This is a genomic window from Nocardia anaemiae NBRC 100462 (assembly GCF_001612725.1).
GTDB classification, from domain to species: domain Bacteria; phylum Actinomycetota; class Actinomycetes; order Mycobacteriales; family Mycobacteriaceae; genus Nocardia; species Nocardia anaemiae.
In genome coordinates, this window is the sequence record NZ_BDAZ01000026.1 from 40409 (window position 1) to 55176 (window position 14768).

At 66.0% G+C, this 14768-nt stretch carries 14 protein-coding genes; 7 read left to right on the plus strand and 7 right to left on the minus strand.

What is annotated here, in order from left to right; genetic code table 11:
• Positions 1 to 38: 38 nt before the first annotated feature.
• Genes NA5_RS17480 through uraD form a run of 7 tightly spaced genes read right to left on the minus strand, consistent with a single transcriptional unit; the run spans position 39 to position 6747 of the window.
• Positions 39 to 2372 carry a xanthine dehydrogenase family protein molybdopterin-binding subunit gene (locus NA5_RS17480; protein ID WP_174555241.1) on the minus strand — a complete coding sequence of 778 codons (2334 nt, stop codon included), beginning with the start codon at positions 2370 to 2372 and terminating at the stop codon, positions 39 to 41.
• Positions 2369 to 3715, minus strand: coding sequence for an 8-oxoguanine deaminase (locus tag NA5_RS17485; protein ID WP_062987298.1), 1347 nt, complete (start codon positions 3713 to 3715; stop codon positions 2369 to 2371). The genes NA5_RS17480 and NA5_RS17485 overlap by 4 nt, the downstream gene beginning before the upstream one ends.
• Positions 3712 to 4182, minus strand: coding sequence for a (2Fe-2S)-binding protein (locus NA5_RS17490; protein WP_062987300.1), 471 nt, complete (start codon positions 4180 to 4182; stop codon positions 3712 to 3714). The genes NA5_RS17485 and NA5_RS17490 overlap by 4 nt, the downstream gene beginning before the upstream one ends.
• On the minus strand, positions 4182 to 5057 hold the full coding sequence (locus tag NA5_RS17495) for an FAD binding domain-containing protein (protein ID WP_062987302.1): 876 nt from the start codon (positions 5055 to 5057) through the stop codon (positions 4182 to 4184). Before NA5_RS17495 ends, NA5_RS17490 begins: the two co-directional genes overlap by 1 nt.
• Positions 5058 to 5059: 2 nt before the next feature.
• Complete coding sequence (gene pucL, locus NA5_RS17500) at positions 5060 to 5935, minus strand: factor-independent urate hydroxylase (protein ID WP_062987304.1); 876 nt, start codon at positions 5933 to 5935, stop codon at positions 5060 to 5062.
• Positions 5936 to 5938: 3 nt separating this feature from the next.
• Complete coding sequence (gene uraH / locus NA5_RS17505) at positions 5939 to 6238, minus strand: hydroxyisourate hydrolase (RefSeq protein WP_062987306.1); 300 nt, start codon at positions 6236 to 6238, stop codon at positions 5939 to 5941.
• A complete protein-coding gene (gene uraD / locus NA5_RS17510; protein WP_062987308.1) occupies positions 6235 to 6747 on the minus strand; it encodes a 2-oxo-4-hydroxy-4-carboxy-5-ureidoimidazoline decarboxylase in 513 nt (170 codons plus the stop codon). The genes uraH and uraD overlap by 4 nt, the downstream gene beginning before the upstream one ends.
• A gap of 193 nt (positions 6748 to 6940) precedes the next feature.
• Here uraD and NA5_RS17515 point away from each other — a divergent pair, with 193 nt between their 5' ends.
• The 7 genes from NA5_RS17515 to NA5_RS17545 all read left to right on the plus strand — a co-directional run bounded on the left by NA5_RS17515 (position 6941) and on the right by NA5_RS17545 (position 14767).
• Complete coding sequence (locus NA5_RS17515; protein WP_218020111.1) at positions 6941 to 8410, plus strand: PucR family transcriptional regulator; 1470 nt, start codon at positions 6941 to 6943, stop codon at positions 8408 to 8410.
• A gap of 9 nt (positions 8411 to 8419) precedes the next feature.
• Positions 8420 to 9244, plus strand: a complete 825-nt coding sequence (locus NA5_RS17520; protein WP_062987312.1) for an alpha/beta fold hydrolase — start codon at positions 8420 to 8422, stop codon at positions 9242 to 9244.
• A 153-nt stretch (positions 9245 to 9397) separates the two neighbouring features.
• On the plus strand, positions 9398 to 10006 hold the full coding sequence (locus tag NA5_RS17525) for a hypothetical protein (RefSeq protein WP_062987314.1): 609 nt from the start codon (positions 9398 to 9400) through the stop codon (positions 10004 to 10006).
• Between the two features lie 133 nt (positions 10007 to 10139).
• Positions 10140 to 10838: a helix-turn-helix transcriptional regulator gene (locus NA5_RS17530; RefSeq protein ID WP_062987315.1), complete on the plus strand. Its 699-nt coding sequence runs from the start codon at positions 10140 to 10142 to the stop codon at positions 10836 to 10838.
• An 89-nt stretch (positions 10839 to 10927) separates the two neighbouring features.
• Positions 10928 to 11305, plus strand: coding sequence for a VOC family protein (locus tag NA5_RS17535; RefSeq protein WP_062987518.1), 378 nt, complete (start codon positions 10928 to 10930; stop codon positions 11303 to 11305).
• A 225-nt stretch (positions 11306 to 11530) separates the two neighbouring features.
• Positions 11531 to 13165: an NTF2-like N-terminal transpeptidase domain-containing protein gene (locus tag NA5_RS17540; RefSeq protein ID WP_169811318.1), complete on the plus strand. Its 1635-nt coding sequence runs from the start codon at positions 11531 to 11533 to the stop codon at positions 13163 to 13165.
• 108 nt (positions 13166 to 13273) lie between these two features.
• Positions 13274 to 14767 (plus strand): sensor histidine kinase, encoded by a 1494-nt coding sequence (locus NA5_RS17545; protein WP_084484213.1) that lies wholly within the window; start codon positions 13274 to 13276, stop codon positions 14765 to 14767.
• Position 14768: the final 1 nt, after the last annotated feature.

The following is a 14768-nucleotide window of genomic DNA, read 5'->3' on the forward strand; positions in this document are numbered from 1 at the left end:
AGTCTGTCCGGTCCACTGGAACCGGCTGCCCCTGTTGATCAACTGCTCCGGATGATGTCTTCCGGTCGCACCGGCACTCGGTTGATGTGCACGTTTCCACCCCGTGATCGGCAGGCGTCACGGATCGCCGCGGCGATCGCGGGGGTAGAGGAGAGCGTGGGCGGCTCTCCGGCGCCGCGCAGCCCATAGGGGGCGTGCGGATCGGCATTCTCGAGAATCTCCAGCCGCTGTGACGGCGTATCGAGAATCGTCGGGATCAGGTAGTCGGTGAAGGACGGGTTGCGCACCTTACCGTCTTTTACCTGGATTTCCTCCATGACCGCCAGGCCGAGGCCCTGTACGGAGCCGCCGTGGATCTGGCCCTCCAGGGACAGGCGGTTCATGATCTTGCCCACGTCCTGGACGGCGTCCAGGGAGACGACCTTGACCAGGCCGAGTTCTGTGTCCACGTCCACCACCGCGCGGTGTACGCAGAGGGCCAGCTGAGTGTGGCTATTTCCCTGTCCCGTAACGGGATCCATGCCGGTGGTCGGCCGGTGGTGGTACTCGCGGGTCTCTTCGATAACCCCCTCATCCAGGACATCGACGATCGCCGCGAGCACCTCCCCCGTCCGCGAAACCACCTTGCCGCCGACCAGACGCAGGCCCGACGAGGCACCGAACTTGGTCTGGGCCAGGTCGAGTACGCGCTGGCGCACGGCTTCACAGGCGGCCTTCACCGCACCACCGGTCATATAGGTCTGCCGGGACGCGGATGACGAACCGGAGTCGCCGACCTGGTTATCGGCCGGGTGAATGGTGACCCGTTCGATACCGAGTTCGGTGCGCGCGATCTGCGCCTCGACCGTCACCAGCCCCTGGCCGACCTCGGCGGCGGCGGTGTGCACCAGCGCAACCGGTTCTCCCGCAATGACTTCCAACCGCACCCGGGCGGTCGAGTAGTCGTCGAAGGCTTCGGAGAAGCAGATATTCTTGATGCCGACGCCGTAGCCGACACCACGCACCACTCCCTCACCGTGCGTGGTCTGCGATGCTCCGCCGGGCAGATTCCGGATGTCCGAGGCGTCCAGCTCCGGAGGCATCGGCATATCCCGCAACTGCCCGAGCATTTCGGCCATCGGCGTCGGCGCGTGCAGCACCTGACCGGTCGCCAGCTTGGAACCCTGGGACACCGCATTGATCTGGCGCACGTGCACCGGATCCAGATCCAGCGCCTCGGCGACCTTGTCCATCATCGACTCGTGCGCGAAACAGGCCTGCACCGCGCCGAATCCGCGCATCGCACCGCACGGCGGATTATTGGTGTAGACACCGTAGGCGTCGATCTCGATATGCGGAATCTCGTACGGACCCACCGCGAGCGAGGACGCATTACCGGTGACATTCAGCGTCGCCGAGGTGTACGCGCCGCCGTCGAGGACGATGAGAACCTTTGCGTAGGTGAGCTTTCCGGTATCGGTGGCACCGTATTCGTAGAGCATCTTCGCCGGGTGCCGGTGCACGTGCCCGAAGAACGACTCCTCGCGGTTGTACATCATCTTGATGGGCTTGCCGGTGTGCATGGCCAGCATGCCCGCATGGATCTGCATGGACAGGTCCTCGCGGCCACCGAAGGCACCGCCGACCCCGGCCATGGTCATGCGGATCTGGTCGTCGGCCAGACCGAGGCACGGGCCGATCTGGGACAGATCGTTGTGCATCCACTGGGTGGCGACGTAGAAGTCCAGTCCACCGTCCTCGGCCGGAATCACCAGGCCGGATTCGGGGCCGAGGAATGCCTGGTCCTGAATGCCGACCTCGTATTCCTCGGTGACCACCACGGTGGCCAGCGCGCGGCCCACGGCGATATCGCCGACGCGCACCGGCTGGTGCCTGGCGATGCCGCCACGTTCCTGCACCGCGAGCCGTTTCGGGGCCGAGAGCACCGCCATCGGGTCGGTGATGGGTTCCAGTACCTCCCAATCGATTTCGATGGCGTCGAGGGCGCGCCGCGCGATCTCGGAGTGGTCGGCGGCCACCAGGGCGATGGGCTCACCGTGGTGGCGCACCTCGCCGATGGCCAGGACCGGCTGATCCCAGGTGTGGTCGAGGCCGTACATCTTGCGGCCGGGCACATCCTCATGGGTGAGCACCGCGTGCACACCGGTCATGGCCAGTGCGGGCGCGATATCGATACCGCGGATGATCGCGCGCGGATGCGGGCTGCGCAGCGTCGCACCCCAGAGCATGCCGTCCATCCAGAGATCGGAGGCGTAGGCGAACTCGCCCTTGACCTTCAACGTGCCGTCGGGGCGCAGCGGGCTCTCCCCGACGCCGCCCTTACCCGGCGCGGCAACCTCTTCGGGGAAGCGGGTGGTCCGTGGGACAGTCATCGTGCCTCCTGTCGCATCAACCGTTTGCGAGCCGCGACACCGGCGCGACCGACGACATCCTGTGCGACGGTGCGCAATTCGTCGTTCTCCACGACGGTGCGCCCGCCGACGAGCAGCCGGGCCAGTGGCGGTGTCGGCCCGAAAACCAGGGAGCAGACCGGATCCTCGATCGCCGAGCGGAAGCCGTCGACCCGCCAGATGGCGAGGTCGGCGAGTTTGCCCGGTTCGATACTGCCGATCTCGCTGTGGCGGCCGAGATTACGGGCGCCACCGAGGGTGCCGACCTCGAGCGCCTGGCGGGCGGTGAAGGCGGTCGGGCCGTTGACGGCGCGCTGGAACAGCATGGCCTGACGCATTTCCCCGGCCATCGAGGTCAACTCGCTCGACGCCGCGCCGTCCACCCCGAGGCCGACCGGCGCACCGGCGGCCACCAGATCGCTGACGCGGGCGATACCCGCGCCGAGCCGGGCGTTGGAGCTGGGGCAATGCGCGGAGCCGCTGCCGGTTTCGGCGAAGCGGCGGATATCGGCGTCGTGCAGATGCACCGCGTGCGCGAACCAGACGTCTTCACCGAGCCAACCCAGCTTTTCCATGTATTCGACCGGGGTGCAGCCCATCTGTTCGATGCAGTGCTCTTCCTCGTCGAGTGTCTCGGCGAGATGGGTGTGCAGCCGAACACCTTTGGCGCGCGCCAATGTCGCGGAATCGATCATCAGACCCTCGCTCACCGAGAACGGCGAGCAGGGCGCGACGGCGACCCGCAGCATCGAATCGAACGACGGATCGTGGTACTTATCGATGACTTCGGCAGTGTGAGAGAGGATTTCGTCGCGACTTTCGACCACCTCGTCCGGCGGCAGGCCGCCGTCCTTCTGTCCGCGGTCCATGGAACCGCGGCACGGGTGGAAGCGCAGGCCGATCTCGCTCGCCGCGCGCACCTCGGCCTCGAACAGATCGCCGCGGCCCTTCGGGAAGATGTAGTGGTGGTCGCTGCTGGTGGTGCAGCCGGTCAGCGCCAGCCAGCCCAGACCGGCGGCGGCCGCGCCGTAGACGACATCGGCGTCCATGCGCGCCCAAGTGCGGTAGAGACCGGTCAGCCATTCGAACAGGGTGGAATCCTGGAACAGTCCCTGGCTCGCCCACTGATACAGGTGGTGATGGGTGTTGACCAGGCCCGGGGTCACCAAACAGCCGGTGCCGTCGATCTTTTCGGCACCCGGCACGATCGGGGCGGGTCCGGCGCCGAGGGCTTCGATGCGGCCCTCGGAGATGACGATATATCCGGACGCGATCTCGGCACCGACGACCGGCGCGATATAGGCGTTCTCGATAACAGTCTTCACTGGCCCGCCTTACGTGCCGCGGCCAGTCGGACCGCGTCGAGGATCTTCTCGTATCCGGTACAGCGGCAGAGGTTTCCGGCGAGCGCCTCGCGGATCTCCACATCGGAGGGATCGGGATTGCGTTCGATGAGATCGTGCGCCTGCACGATGAGACCCGGTGTGCAGAAACCACATTGGACCGCACCGGCCTCGACGAAAGCCTGCTGCATCGGATCCAGTTTCGGACCGTTCGCCAGGCCCTCGACCGTGCGCACCGAGCGATCCTGCACCTGCCCCGCGGCCACGAGGCAGGAACACACCGGCGTGCCGTCCAAATAGACTGTGCACGAACCACATTCGCCTTGCTCACAGGCGTTCTTGGAGCCCGGCAGGCCCATGCGCTCGCGCAGCATATAGAGGAGGCTCTCGCCCTCCCACACATCGTCGACGGTCTCTTGCGAGCCGTTCACGTCGAAGGTCACACGCATCAGGCTGCCCTCCTTCTTTCTGATAGGTAGTCCGTCCAGGCCCAGGACAGGGTGCGGCGGGCCAGCACCGTCAGGGCATGTTTGCGGTATTCAGCGGTGCCGCGCACGTCATCGATCGGCTTGGCGGCGGCCGAGACCAGCTCACCGAATTCGCGGACGACATCGAACGGCAACGGAGCCGGGTCATCCCAGTCCAGCGCCTCGGCGAGGAACTGCTCGGCCGGTGTCGCGCGCAGCGGCGTCGGTCCGGCGGATCCGATGCCGGTGCCGACCGTGCGGGTGTCGGAATGCAGTGCGATCGAGAATGCGCAGACCGCGATGACCATGGCATTGCGGGTGCCGACCTTGGCGAAGTACTGCGGCCCGGTCGCGGGGTCGATCAGGATGGCGCGGATCAGTTCGTCGGGCTCGAGGGCGTTCTTCTTCACCCACACGTAGAAGTCGTCGATCGGGATCAGGCGGGGGCCGCGCGCGGCCGACTCCACCTCGATCACCGCATTGCCCGCCAGCAGCGCGGGGTGGGCGTCTCCGGCCGGGGACGCACCGCCGAGATTGCCGCCGACGGTGCCGCGATTGCGGATCTGCGGCGAGCCGACCGTGCGCGAGGCCTGCGCCAGACCGGGCAGCTGGTGGGCGAGCCGGTTGATGATGCGCACGTACGGGACGCCCGCGCCGATCCGGATCCGGCCGTCGGGTTCAGTCGAGTAATCGAACAGGTCGCGACAGCGGTTCAGGTCGAGCAATGCCACCGGACGGCCGTGGTCGAAGTTCATCTCGACCATGACGTCGGTGCCGCCCTGGATGGGCTTGGCCTCCGGATTGGCGGCCTTGAGCTCGAGCGCCTCGGCCCAGGTATCGGGTCGTAGGAAATCCATCGTCACTCCCAAGCCGGTCCGGGCGCCGGGGCGTCCTCGGTGAGTACGGTGCCCTCGATCAGGCCGTAGGGGCGGTCGGCGGCGAAGAACACTTCGTTGTCGTTCGCGAGTCCGAAGCCGGACAGGTCGACGGCGAAGTGGTGCTTATTGGGCAGCGACAGCCGGACCTCGCAGACCTCGGGGACCGCGCTGATCACCCGGTCGCCCATTGCATAGAGTGTCTGCTGCAGCGAGTAGCTGTAGGTATCGGCGAATGCCTCGAGCAGCGCACCGCGGACCTCGCGGTAGGCCTTGTCCCAGTCTCCCGGTTCGCTCGCGAAACGCCATTCCGCATTGACCTCGGTGGCCAGTACGCGGTCGTAGGCCTCCTGCAGCGTCGTGTACTCGTCCTTGATGTAGCCGTGGAATTCCGAGCCGGTGGAGTTGAGCACCACCAGACCCGTCAAACCCGATACCACCCAGGTGTTTTCGCCGTCGTAGTGCACCCGCGAGGTGCGGGTCTCCTGGCCGGAGCGCACGAACGAGTACTGCTTGTCGCCGGGGCCGACCACGATGCGCTCCCAGGCGTACTCCTCCAGGGAGACCCGCGCGTGGTGGATGGGCGGCTGGGAATCGACGAAATGCCGTGCCAGCAAAAGACCGAACGCTTCCGGCGAGGTGATGCCATGTTCCTTGGCGAAGGCGAATACCGTGTTCTTCTGGGTGTCGGTCGGCAGCACCGTCGCGTTGTCACCGGTCAGGTGGACCTGGTCCATATCGCCGGATAACGCCACACCGACGTTCAGATCCCGGATCTCGTGGACGCCACCGGTTTTCGTCACCCGGACGACCCGGTTTTCCGCTTTGCCGTATCTATTCGGCCCGAGCTTGATCGACATGGTTCAGCTACCTCGGTAGGTCGAGTAGGAATAGGGACTGAGCAGCAGCGGCACGTGGTAGTGCTCGGCTGGGTCGGCGACTCGGAAGTCGATGGTCACCGACGGGTAGAACGGACTGAGGTCACCGGTTTCGAAAATCAAACGGTGCACACCGATTTCGGGGGCGGGCAGATCTTTGATGCGCCCGTCGTCGTCGGTGCGGCGCTCGGCGAGCACGGTGCCGTCGGCCTTTTCCAACCGCACCCGCAGCCCCGCCGCCGGACGACCGGATGCCGCATCCAGCACATGGGTGGACAGACTCACCTGTCCTCCAACAGCTTTCGGATCCGCAGCCGAGTGATATCGGCGAGTTCGCGTTGCGTCGCGACACGTTCGCCCTCGGCGGTATTCGCCAGGCGCCTGCGCAATTCGGCGCGGATCTGCTCGGCGGAGCGGCCCGCTGCGCGGATCAGGAACACGTGTCCGAATCGCTGCTCATAGGCCAGATTGCCAGCGGCGATGTCATCGAGTGTCTGCTGGTCGGCGCTCGCCGTGCCGGACTGCTCACCGGCGGACCACGCGGCTTCGCGCTCGTGTGTGCCCACCTTCGCGCGGTCGCCGATGCGCGGATGCGCGGACAGCGCCTCCTCGATATCGGGCCAACTCAGCTCACGGACCCCGGCGACCGCGGCGGCCATCAGGCTCGTGCTGTCCACGTAGGGCCGATGCGCCGCCACCTTCTGCGCCCACACACGGGAGGCGCAGCAGGTCAGCAGTTCCGCCTCGGCCTGGTCCGGAGGCAGCGAGTTGAGCCATCCGATCTCAGCGGACATCCGATCTCCCATCGAGCTTGTTCTGTGCTGGGAGTAAGTACACCCGCCGGTCATCTGCGCTGCTAGGACCCAGAAATCCGAAGTGTGCGCCAGTTCACATGGGCTCATTTGTGTGAATATCCAAAGCGTCGCCGGATGGGTGCGACCTGGGCTGTTAGCCTCGGCAACTGTGCGACTTAGATCACTTCTGACCATGAATCTCGGTCTCGAGCTCGTCACCGGCGAGGAAGAGCTCGACCGGTTCGTGCGCTGGGTAGTGACCACCGACATGCTCGACCCGAGTCGCTATCTCTCCGGCGGCGAACTGGTGCTGACCGGTCTGCAATGGCGGCTTTCGCCGGAGGACAGCGAGACCTTCGTGCGCGCGCTGGCCCAGGCCGGGGTCGCTGGACTCGCCGCTGGTGACGCCCGATACGGCGGCGCGCCGCCCGATGTTGTCGAGGCCTGTCAGCGGCATCGGATACCGCTGTTCCGTGTCCGCGAGGATGTCGCGTTCGCCCACGTCACCGAGACATTGACGCGCAATCTTTCCACCGGGCGCGCCGCCGATCTGACCGCCATCCTCGACCGGCACCGGCAACTCGTTTCGGGCACCGGTCTCGGCTCGGTGCTGGAGCTGATCGGACGCGATCTGGGCATGCGCTGCTGGGTCGTAGCGTCCACCGGACGCGTAGTGGCCGGACCAGCTTCGCCACCGCCGGTCGAGGTCACGGCCGCTTTCCTGAACGCTCGCCGCCTCCCCCACGCGCTGGTCCATGGCAAGGCGCGCTATTCGCTGTTCGCCGTCGACGAGCACAGCACCTCGCGCGCCGCCGACTGGTTCCTGGTCTTCGAAGGCGACTTCAAGGACTGGCCGGAAGAGCGTGGCGCGCTGACCGGCGAGCTCGCCGCCGTGGTATCGCTCGAACGCGCTCGACTCGACGATCGCCAGAGCGCCGAGGGCCGCCTCGCCCAGGAACTCATCGAACTGATCGTCTCCGATGCCAAACCGGCCGAAATCATTTCGCGCCTGGAACTGACCGGTCTCGGCCCAGCCGAAACCTATATCGCGGTGGCAGCCGGGGCAGATGCGTTGCGCCCCGGCGAATTACGCGTTCTGCTCCGCGAAATCCTCTATGGCAAAAGGCCTGCCGCAGGTGTGGTCGACGGAGAAGTCATCGCACTGATCCCCGCCGACGGCTCGATAATCAGCGAAATCCACCGTGCCGTAACCGCTTTGGAGCCGGGACTACAGGGCGCTCACCTATCGATCGGTGTCAGCGGCATTGTCGACGGCGAAGGCCTGCGCGGTGCCGTCGAAGAAGCCCGCTACGCCCGCCGCCTGGCCGCCGACCGCCCCACCCCGACCAGCGTCGTCGGCCACGACGAACTTGCCACCCATATGCTCCTGCTTGCCAGCGTGCCCGACGAAGTCCGCCGCATGTTCCGCCTGCGCCTGCTCGACCCATTGAGCAGCTACGACCAGGAAAACCGCGCCGACCTCGTGCACACCTTGGAAACCTTCCTCCAGGTCTCCGGCTCGTGGACCAAATGCGCTGAGCTACTTCACGTTCACGTGAATACCTTGCGCTACCGTATCCAACGCATCGAGGAACTCACCGGCCGCGACCTGTCCCGCCTCGAAGACCGCGTCGACTTCTTCCTCGCCCTCGCCCTCCGCTGAAGGACCCACATGGACAGCACGGATCTAAATATCCCGACTCGGCTCGGCACCCTGCACGTTGTCACAACCGGGCACGGCGATCCGCTCGTGATGTGGCCCAGTCTGCTCATGGATGCCGGTCTCTGGGACGCTCAGGTCGCCCACTTCGCCGAGAATTATCTGACCATCGCGGTGGACCCGCCCGGCCACGGGAAATCCACTCCACTCACCCGCGGCTTCACCTTCGACGAGTGCGCGGGCTGTGTGGTCGACATCCTCGACCACCTCGAACTTCCGCGGACCCACTTCATCGGAAACTCCTGGGGCGCGATGATCGGCGGCACCTTGGCCGCCGAGTTTCCGGACCGCGTCCGATCCGCCATCTTGATGAACGGCACGGCCTCACCGGCTCCGCCCCGTCAGAAACTGGAGTACGCCGCGCTGCTGGTCATCGTCCGAATCCTGCGCGGCATCCGCCCACCGCTCACTCGCTCGGTAGTCAGCGCCTTCCTCGGACCGACCACCGAAAGCACCCGCCCGGATGTCGTGCGCCGGGTCCTGGAAACCGCGCGCCGCAACGATCCGAAATCGGTCGCTCATGCCGTCCGTTCGGTAGTGATCGAACGCCCGGATCAACGCGACCGCTTCGCCGCGATCACCTGCCCCACACTGGTCGTCGGCGGCCGCGAAGATCGCACCTTCCCGGTACCCGAACTGGAGACCATGGCTCGGTCCATTCCAGGCGCTGAGCTGGCGATTATCGAGGATGCCGCGCACCTCGCCGCCGCCGAGGTCCCCGATGTCGTCAACCAGCTGGTCGAAACCTTCCTGACGAACTGCACCGAAGCAAACTGACTCGTTCCGGTCTTGCATACGGCTGCGCCGCGGCGAACTATTAGCTGTGCGGTGGCCGCGTTCGCGGGCCGGGCGGTGCGAGCATCCTCGGTGGACCACGACGCGTCAGCCTCGCTAGACAGCGGAGTGATCCCTCCGCACTAGGAGGACTCGATGTTCATCCAAGTTATTCAGGGAAAGGTCGCCGACGCCGATCGGCTGCGTCGGTGTATGGATCGGTGGATCGAGGAATTGCAGCCGGGAGCGGTCGGCTATCTCGGGACGACCAGCGGGTTGTGCAATGACGGGACGTTCATCGCATTGGCGAGGTTCGAATCCGAAGAAGCGGCGCGGCGCAATAGCCAGCGTCCGGAGCAGGGCCGGTGGTGGGCCGAGACCGAGCAGTGCTTCGACGGACCGGTGCAGTTCATGGATTGCCCCGAGGTAACGCAGTGGCTGGGCGGTGGCTCGGATCAGGCCGGGTTCGTCCAGGTCATGGAGGGCCATACCCGCAATCCGCGCCGCATGCGCGAACTGCTCGCCGAAGGCACCGAGCGCATCCACGAATTGCGCCCCGAAATTCTGGGCGGCACCTTGGCGACCTACGGCAGCGACGGATACGTCGAGGCCGTGTACTTCACCTCCGAAGCCGAGGCCCGCGCTCACGAAAAGCTGGAGATTCCAGACGATCTGCGCGCCCTGTTCGAGGAGGAAAACGAACTCATGGGCGAAGTCGAATACTTCGACCTACACGAACCGATGCTGGTCTCGCCCAAGCGGTGAACCGAGCGGTCGCATATCCAGTGACACCCGGACAAGGCGCTCACTGGTTATGCGACACCCCAACCGATACCGCGTCCCGCCAAGGCAATTCGGGCGGGCGATTCATGTCGGTGGTCGCCGCTAGCGTGGCAGCGTGAACCGTACGGATCGGCTATATGCGATCGTGGAAGAGTTGCGCGCGGTGGCGCCGCGGATGCGGACCGCGCGTGAGTTGGCGCAGCGTTATGAGGTGAGCGTTCGAACGATCGAACGCGATATCGCTGCTCTGCAGCAGGCGAGTATTCCGATCTATGCGGATGTCGGCAGGCGCGGTGGGTACGCCTTGGAGAAGAGCATGTCGCTGCCGCCGCTCAACTTCACGGCGGCCGAGGCGGTCGCACTCGCACTGGCCTTGGCGCGCAACGAGGCGACACCCTTCGACCAGGCCGGGCGCAGTGCTTTGCGCAAGATTCTCGGGGTGATGTCGGAGCGCAATGCGGCCGCCGCCCGTGACCTCGCCGCCCGCGTCCGATTACTGGAGCCGGTCGATGCGCAACCCGTCCCAGCGATTCCGTCGGTCATCGGGCAGTCGATCGAGGCGGGACGGGTGCTGCGCCTCAGCTATTCGGACCGCTTCGGCGCGGTCAGCGAGCGGGAGGTGGAGCCGACGGCATTCCTCAATGGCTCGCGCGGCTGGTATCTCATCGCGTGGTGCCGGTTGCGTGCGGACTCGCGCTGCTTCCGGCTCGACCGCATCCGCGCGGTGACCATGACCGATACCCCGATGTCGCCGCGCCCGCTCAACCCGACGGATATGCCGAAGGATTGCGAACTTCGCACCGTCGCGCTGTGAGATGAGAAAACACCGACAGGGGGTTGTCGCCGCGCCGGGTGATCGTGATCGGGCAAGACACCGATACCCGATCACGAGGAGACGACACGGTGAGCACTCCCCCTTTCAACACGGTTGCCTGGTTCCAGGTCGGCAGCGATAACCCGCAGGAGGTCGAGAAGTTCTACGGCGAACTGTTCGGCTGGAGCTTCGCCGCGGATCCGAATGCCGACGGCTACGACTTGATCACCTCCCCCGCGAGCGAGGCACCCAGCGGCGGCATCTCGCACACCCCCGACGCCTCGGCCAACCATGCGACATTCTTCGTACTCGTACAAGACGTGGCTGCCACAGTCGCGGCCGCCGAAAAGCTGGGTGGCAAGCTCTCGGTGCCACCGGTCACCGCCAAGGACGGCCTGGTGTTCGCGCACATCCGCGACACCTCCGGTAACGACTTCGGCGTCTTCAGCCCACCGCCACAGTCGTGATCCGACGGGGACCTCGGCCATCGGCCGAGGTCCCCCGGTCGGCTCGAACTTTGTTGCGGGGAGCCAACATAAGTCCATATCTCGAGTCCATCGCAATTCGGCAGCTATCCGATTTATCGAATGGATGGCTGCCGAATGCGCGGGCTAGCCTCGAAGTCCATTGCGCTGCGCTATCGGATGCTGACGACCATCAATCGCGGTTGGACTCGAGAATCGAGGATCCCGATGAGCATTTCCCCGGGTCATGGCGTCGGGCCGCATATGAATCGCACACGTTGGTCGGCCGCACTCGGCGCACTGATTCTCTCGGTGGCGCTGAGCGGTTGCGCCTGTTCGTTCGAGGAGTATCCGGACGGCGCGCGGGCCGCGGTCGAAGAGTTCACCGAACTGCTGAACAAGCGTGATGCGGATAAAGCCGCGAAATTGACCACCCAACCGACCAATGCCGCCGCATCGCTGCGACAGATATTCGAAGGGCTCGGCTCCGGTGCTCCGGACTTCCGGCTGTCGCAATTCATCGCATTGGATACCGCGGAGGGAATCTTCGCCCTGCAGGGTGCGTGGACATTCGGACCCGATCGAAACTGGACATACGACGCGCACGGCACGGTGCGAAAGTTGGCGACCGGATGGCGCATCTCCTGGGAGCCCACCATCGCCCTGCCGCAACTGGACAACACCCGCAAGGTCAACCTGGTAAAGGCCTACCCGACGCCGCCGCCGGTGGTGAAGGACGCTCTCGGCCAAACGTTGATGACCGAGCAGACCATCGCTGTCATCCGGCTAGATCCCGCCCGCATCACCGATCCGGTCGCTACCACCGACGCGCTGGCCAAAGCCATCGAACCGATCGCCCCGCTGATCACCGGTGCGTCCCTGCGCGCGCAACTCGCCGCCGCCAAGGGGCAACCGGTCGTCGCGGTGAATCTGCGGCAGGACGACTTCCTGGTACTCGAACCGGATATCACACCGATTCCAGGAGTGGTGGTGCAGCCGCAGCCACGGCTGATCTCCGCCGACCGCCGAATTCAATCCCCCATGCTCGACGCGCTGCGCACGGTGTGGCAGGCCAACCGGGACAGGACCGCGGGCTGGGCGGTGCAGCTATCCGGGCCCGACGGACTTCCGGTCGCCAATATCGCCGGACAGCAGGGCACACCGGCGCCGGATGTGTCCTCCACCCTGGATCCGTACTGGCAGCGCGCCGCCCAGGATGCGGTCAATTATCTCGGGAATCCGGCGGCCGTCGTGGCGATCCGCCCCGCGACCGGAGCCATTGTCGCCGCCGCCGAGAACAACGCGGCCAGCACGAGCGAACCGGTTGCCTTCGCCGGGCTCGCCCCGATCGGCGGCATTACCGAACTGCTGCGCACGGCCGCGGCCACCATCGCGCACAAACCGGCGCAGAACGTATCCCTCGACGAGATCGGCCAGGCCGCCCGCACGCTCGGACTCGGCGTCGATTTCGAGCTCACCGGATTGGGCAAGGTGAGTTCGCGAATCCCGGCCCCGGGCACCGAAGAGTTCCGACGCGGCGGCCGGGCGAGCGAAATCCAGGCCAGCCCCTACGGCATGGCCATTCTCACCGCCGCCATCGCCAATGGCCGCATCACCCCGCCCATGATCGAAATCGGCCGCCCGGCAACCACTTCAGCCGAATCGAGTCCGCTGCCTCCCGCGCTGGTCGACCAACTGCGCGGGCTGATCGGCGGCGGCGGATATTTCAGCACCGCCGGCGGGCAGGGCTGGCTGCTCGCGAATACCGGCGAGTTGGTCTTCGCACTCCATGTCGAGGATCCCGACAGCAGCACCACCCTTCGGAACGCGGCCGAACGCATTTTCCATCCGGATCTCGGATAGGTCCACGGCTCACAGCCAACACCCAGCTTGTTCTGAGCTCCGGCCTTGCTCCGCCCGGCACGCTTATGGAATGAGCAGCGATCTGCGCGCACCGCAGCCGAGTTGGATATGAGACTGCGCGAATCACTCGCCCGGCGGGTCTCGGCCATTCCGCTGCGGGTGGGGCTTGTTGTCGCCCTGGTCTTTCTGGCGGCGATGGTGCTGGTCTCCACCGGTTTCGCGGTGACCTCCGCGTTGAGTCGATCGCTGACCGCGCGCACCGACGAGCAGCTCTACGATGCCGCTCGTTCGTGGGCCGAACCGCGCGAGATGAAGCAGGTCGTCACGAATGACGGTGCGACGGTGTGGGTTCCGGCCGACCTGCCACAGGCGCCGCCACCTCGACTGTTCACCGATCAACCCCGCCGCTTCTACGAGTTGCACAAGGGTCCTGAGGGACAGATCTATCCGGGCACCTCGGTCACGGTCGCAAGCATCGGCACCACACCGGATATCGACGGGCAAACGGCGTCGGTCCCCACGACGGTCGGCTCGACCGACGGATCCGAAGTGCAGTGGCGTGCCCTGACCACCAGCAATCGGTACGGCTCGACGACCATCGCGCTGCCGCTCACCGATAACCAGGAGACGGTATCGCGGTTGATCTACTTCGAACTCGGCACCGGAGCGGCCGCGCTGATCGCGCTCGGTGTGGTCGGGTATTTCGTGGTGCGACGCAGTCTGCGGCCGCTGCGCAATGTCGAGAAGACCGCTGCGGCGATCGCGGGCGGCGATCTGCATCGGCGCGTTCCGGTGCGCGGTGTCGATACCGAGGTCGACCGGTTGGCGCGCTCGTTGAATGCGATGCTCGCGCAGATCCAGCACGGCGTCGCCGCGACCGAGGCATCCGAGGAGGACGCTCGACGCTCCGAACGCCGGATGCGCCAGTTCATCGCCGACGCCAGCCACGAATTGCGTACCCCGCTCACCACGATTCGCGGTTTCGCCGAACTCTACCGCCAAGGCGCGAGCACGGATGCGTCCATGGTGGTCGGCCGCATCGAGGCCGAAGCCGAGCGGATGGGCCTGCTGGTCGAGGACCTGCTCATGCTCGCGCGCCTCGATGCCAAACGCCCACTCGACCGCAGTCAAGTGGATCTGCTGACCGTCGCCGGCGATGCGGTGCACAATGCCCAGGCCATGGCGGCGCGCCAGCAACCGCAACGCCCGATCACGCTGGAGGTCTGTCCGGGCGTCGGCACCATGGATGTGACCGGCGACGAGGCGCGATTGCGTCAAGTGCTGGCCAATCTGCTCGGCAATGCGCTGGCTCACACGCCGACCACCGCCGCGATCACCGTGCGGCTCACCCCATCCGCCGATGAGGTGCGCATCGACGTCATCGACACCGGCCACGGCCTCACGCCGGAGGCTGCTGCCCGAGTGTTCGAACGGTTCTATCGCACCGACGATTCGCGCACCCGGGCCAGCGGCGGAACGGGTTTGGGGCTATCAATCGTGCAGGCCCTGGTGGCAGCGCACGGTGGTCGGGTGAGCGTGGACAGCGAGCCGGGCAACGGTGCGACCTTCACGGTGATCCTGCCGCGTGCGGCGACCGCTTAGT

Coding starts and splice junctions, on each gene's coding strand:
- NA5_RS17480 (WP_174555241.1), bottom strand. CDS start 2,372: ATGACTGTCCCACGGACCACCCGCTTCCCCGAAGAGGTTGCCGCGCCG.
- NA5_RS17490 (WP_062987300.1), bottom strand. CDS start 4,182: ATGCGTGTGACCTTCGACGTGAACGGCTCGCAAGAGACCGTCGACGAT.
- NA5_RS17495 (WP_062987302.1), bottom strand. CDS start 5,057: ATGGATTTCCTACGACCCGATACCTGGGCCGAGGCGCTCGAGCTCAAG.
- pucL (WP_062987304.1), bottom strand. CDS start 5,935: ATGTCGATCAAGCTCGGGCCGAATAGATACGGCAAAGCGGAAAACCGG.
- uraD (WP_062987308.1), bottom strand. CDS start 6,747: ATGTCCGCTGAGATCGGATGGCTCAACTCGCTGCCTCCGGACCAGGCC.
- NA5_RS17515 (WP_218020111.1), top strand. CDS start 6,941: ATGAATCTCGGTCTCGAGCTCGTCACCGGCGAGGAAGAGCTCGACCGG.
- NA5_RS17520 (WP_062987312.1), top strand. CDS start 8,420: ATGGACAGCACGGATCTAAATATCCCGACTCGGCTCGGCACCCTGCAC.
- NA5_RS17525 (WP_062987314.1), top strand. CDS start 9,398: ATGTTCATCCAAGTTATTCAGGGAAAGGTCGCCGACGCCGATCGGCTG.
- NA5_RS17540 (WP_169811318.1), top strand. CDS start 11,531: ATGAGCATTTCCCCGGGTCATGGCGTCGGGCCGCATATGAATCGCACA.
- NA5_RS17545 (WP_084484213.1), top strand. CDS start 13,274: ATGAGACTGCGCGAATCACTCGCCCGGCGGGTCTCGGCCATTCCGCTG.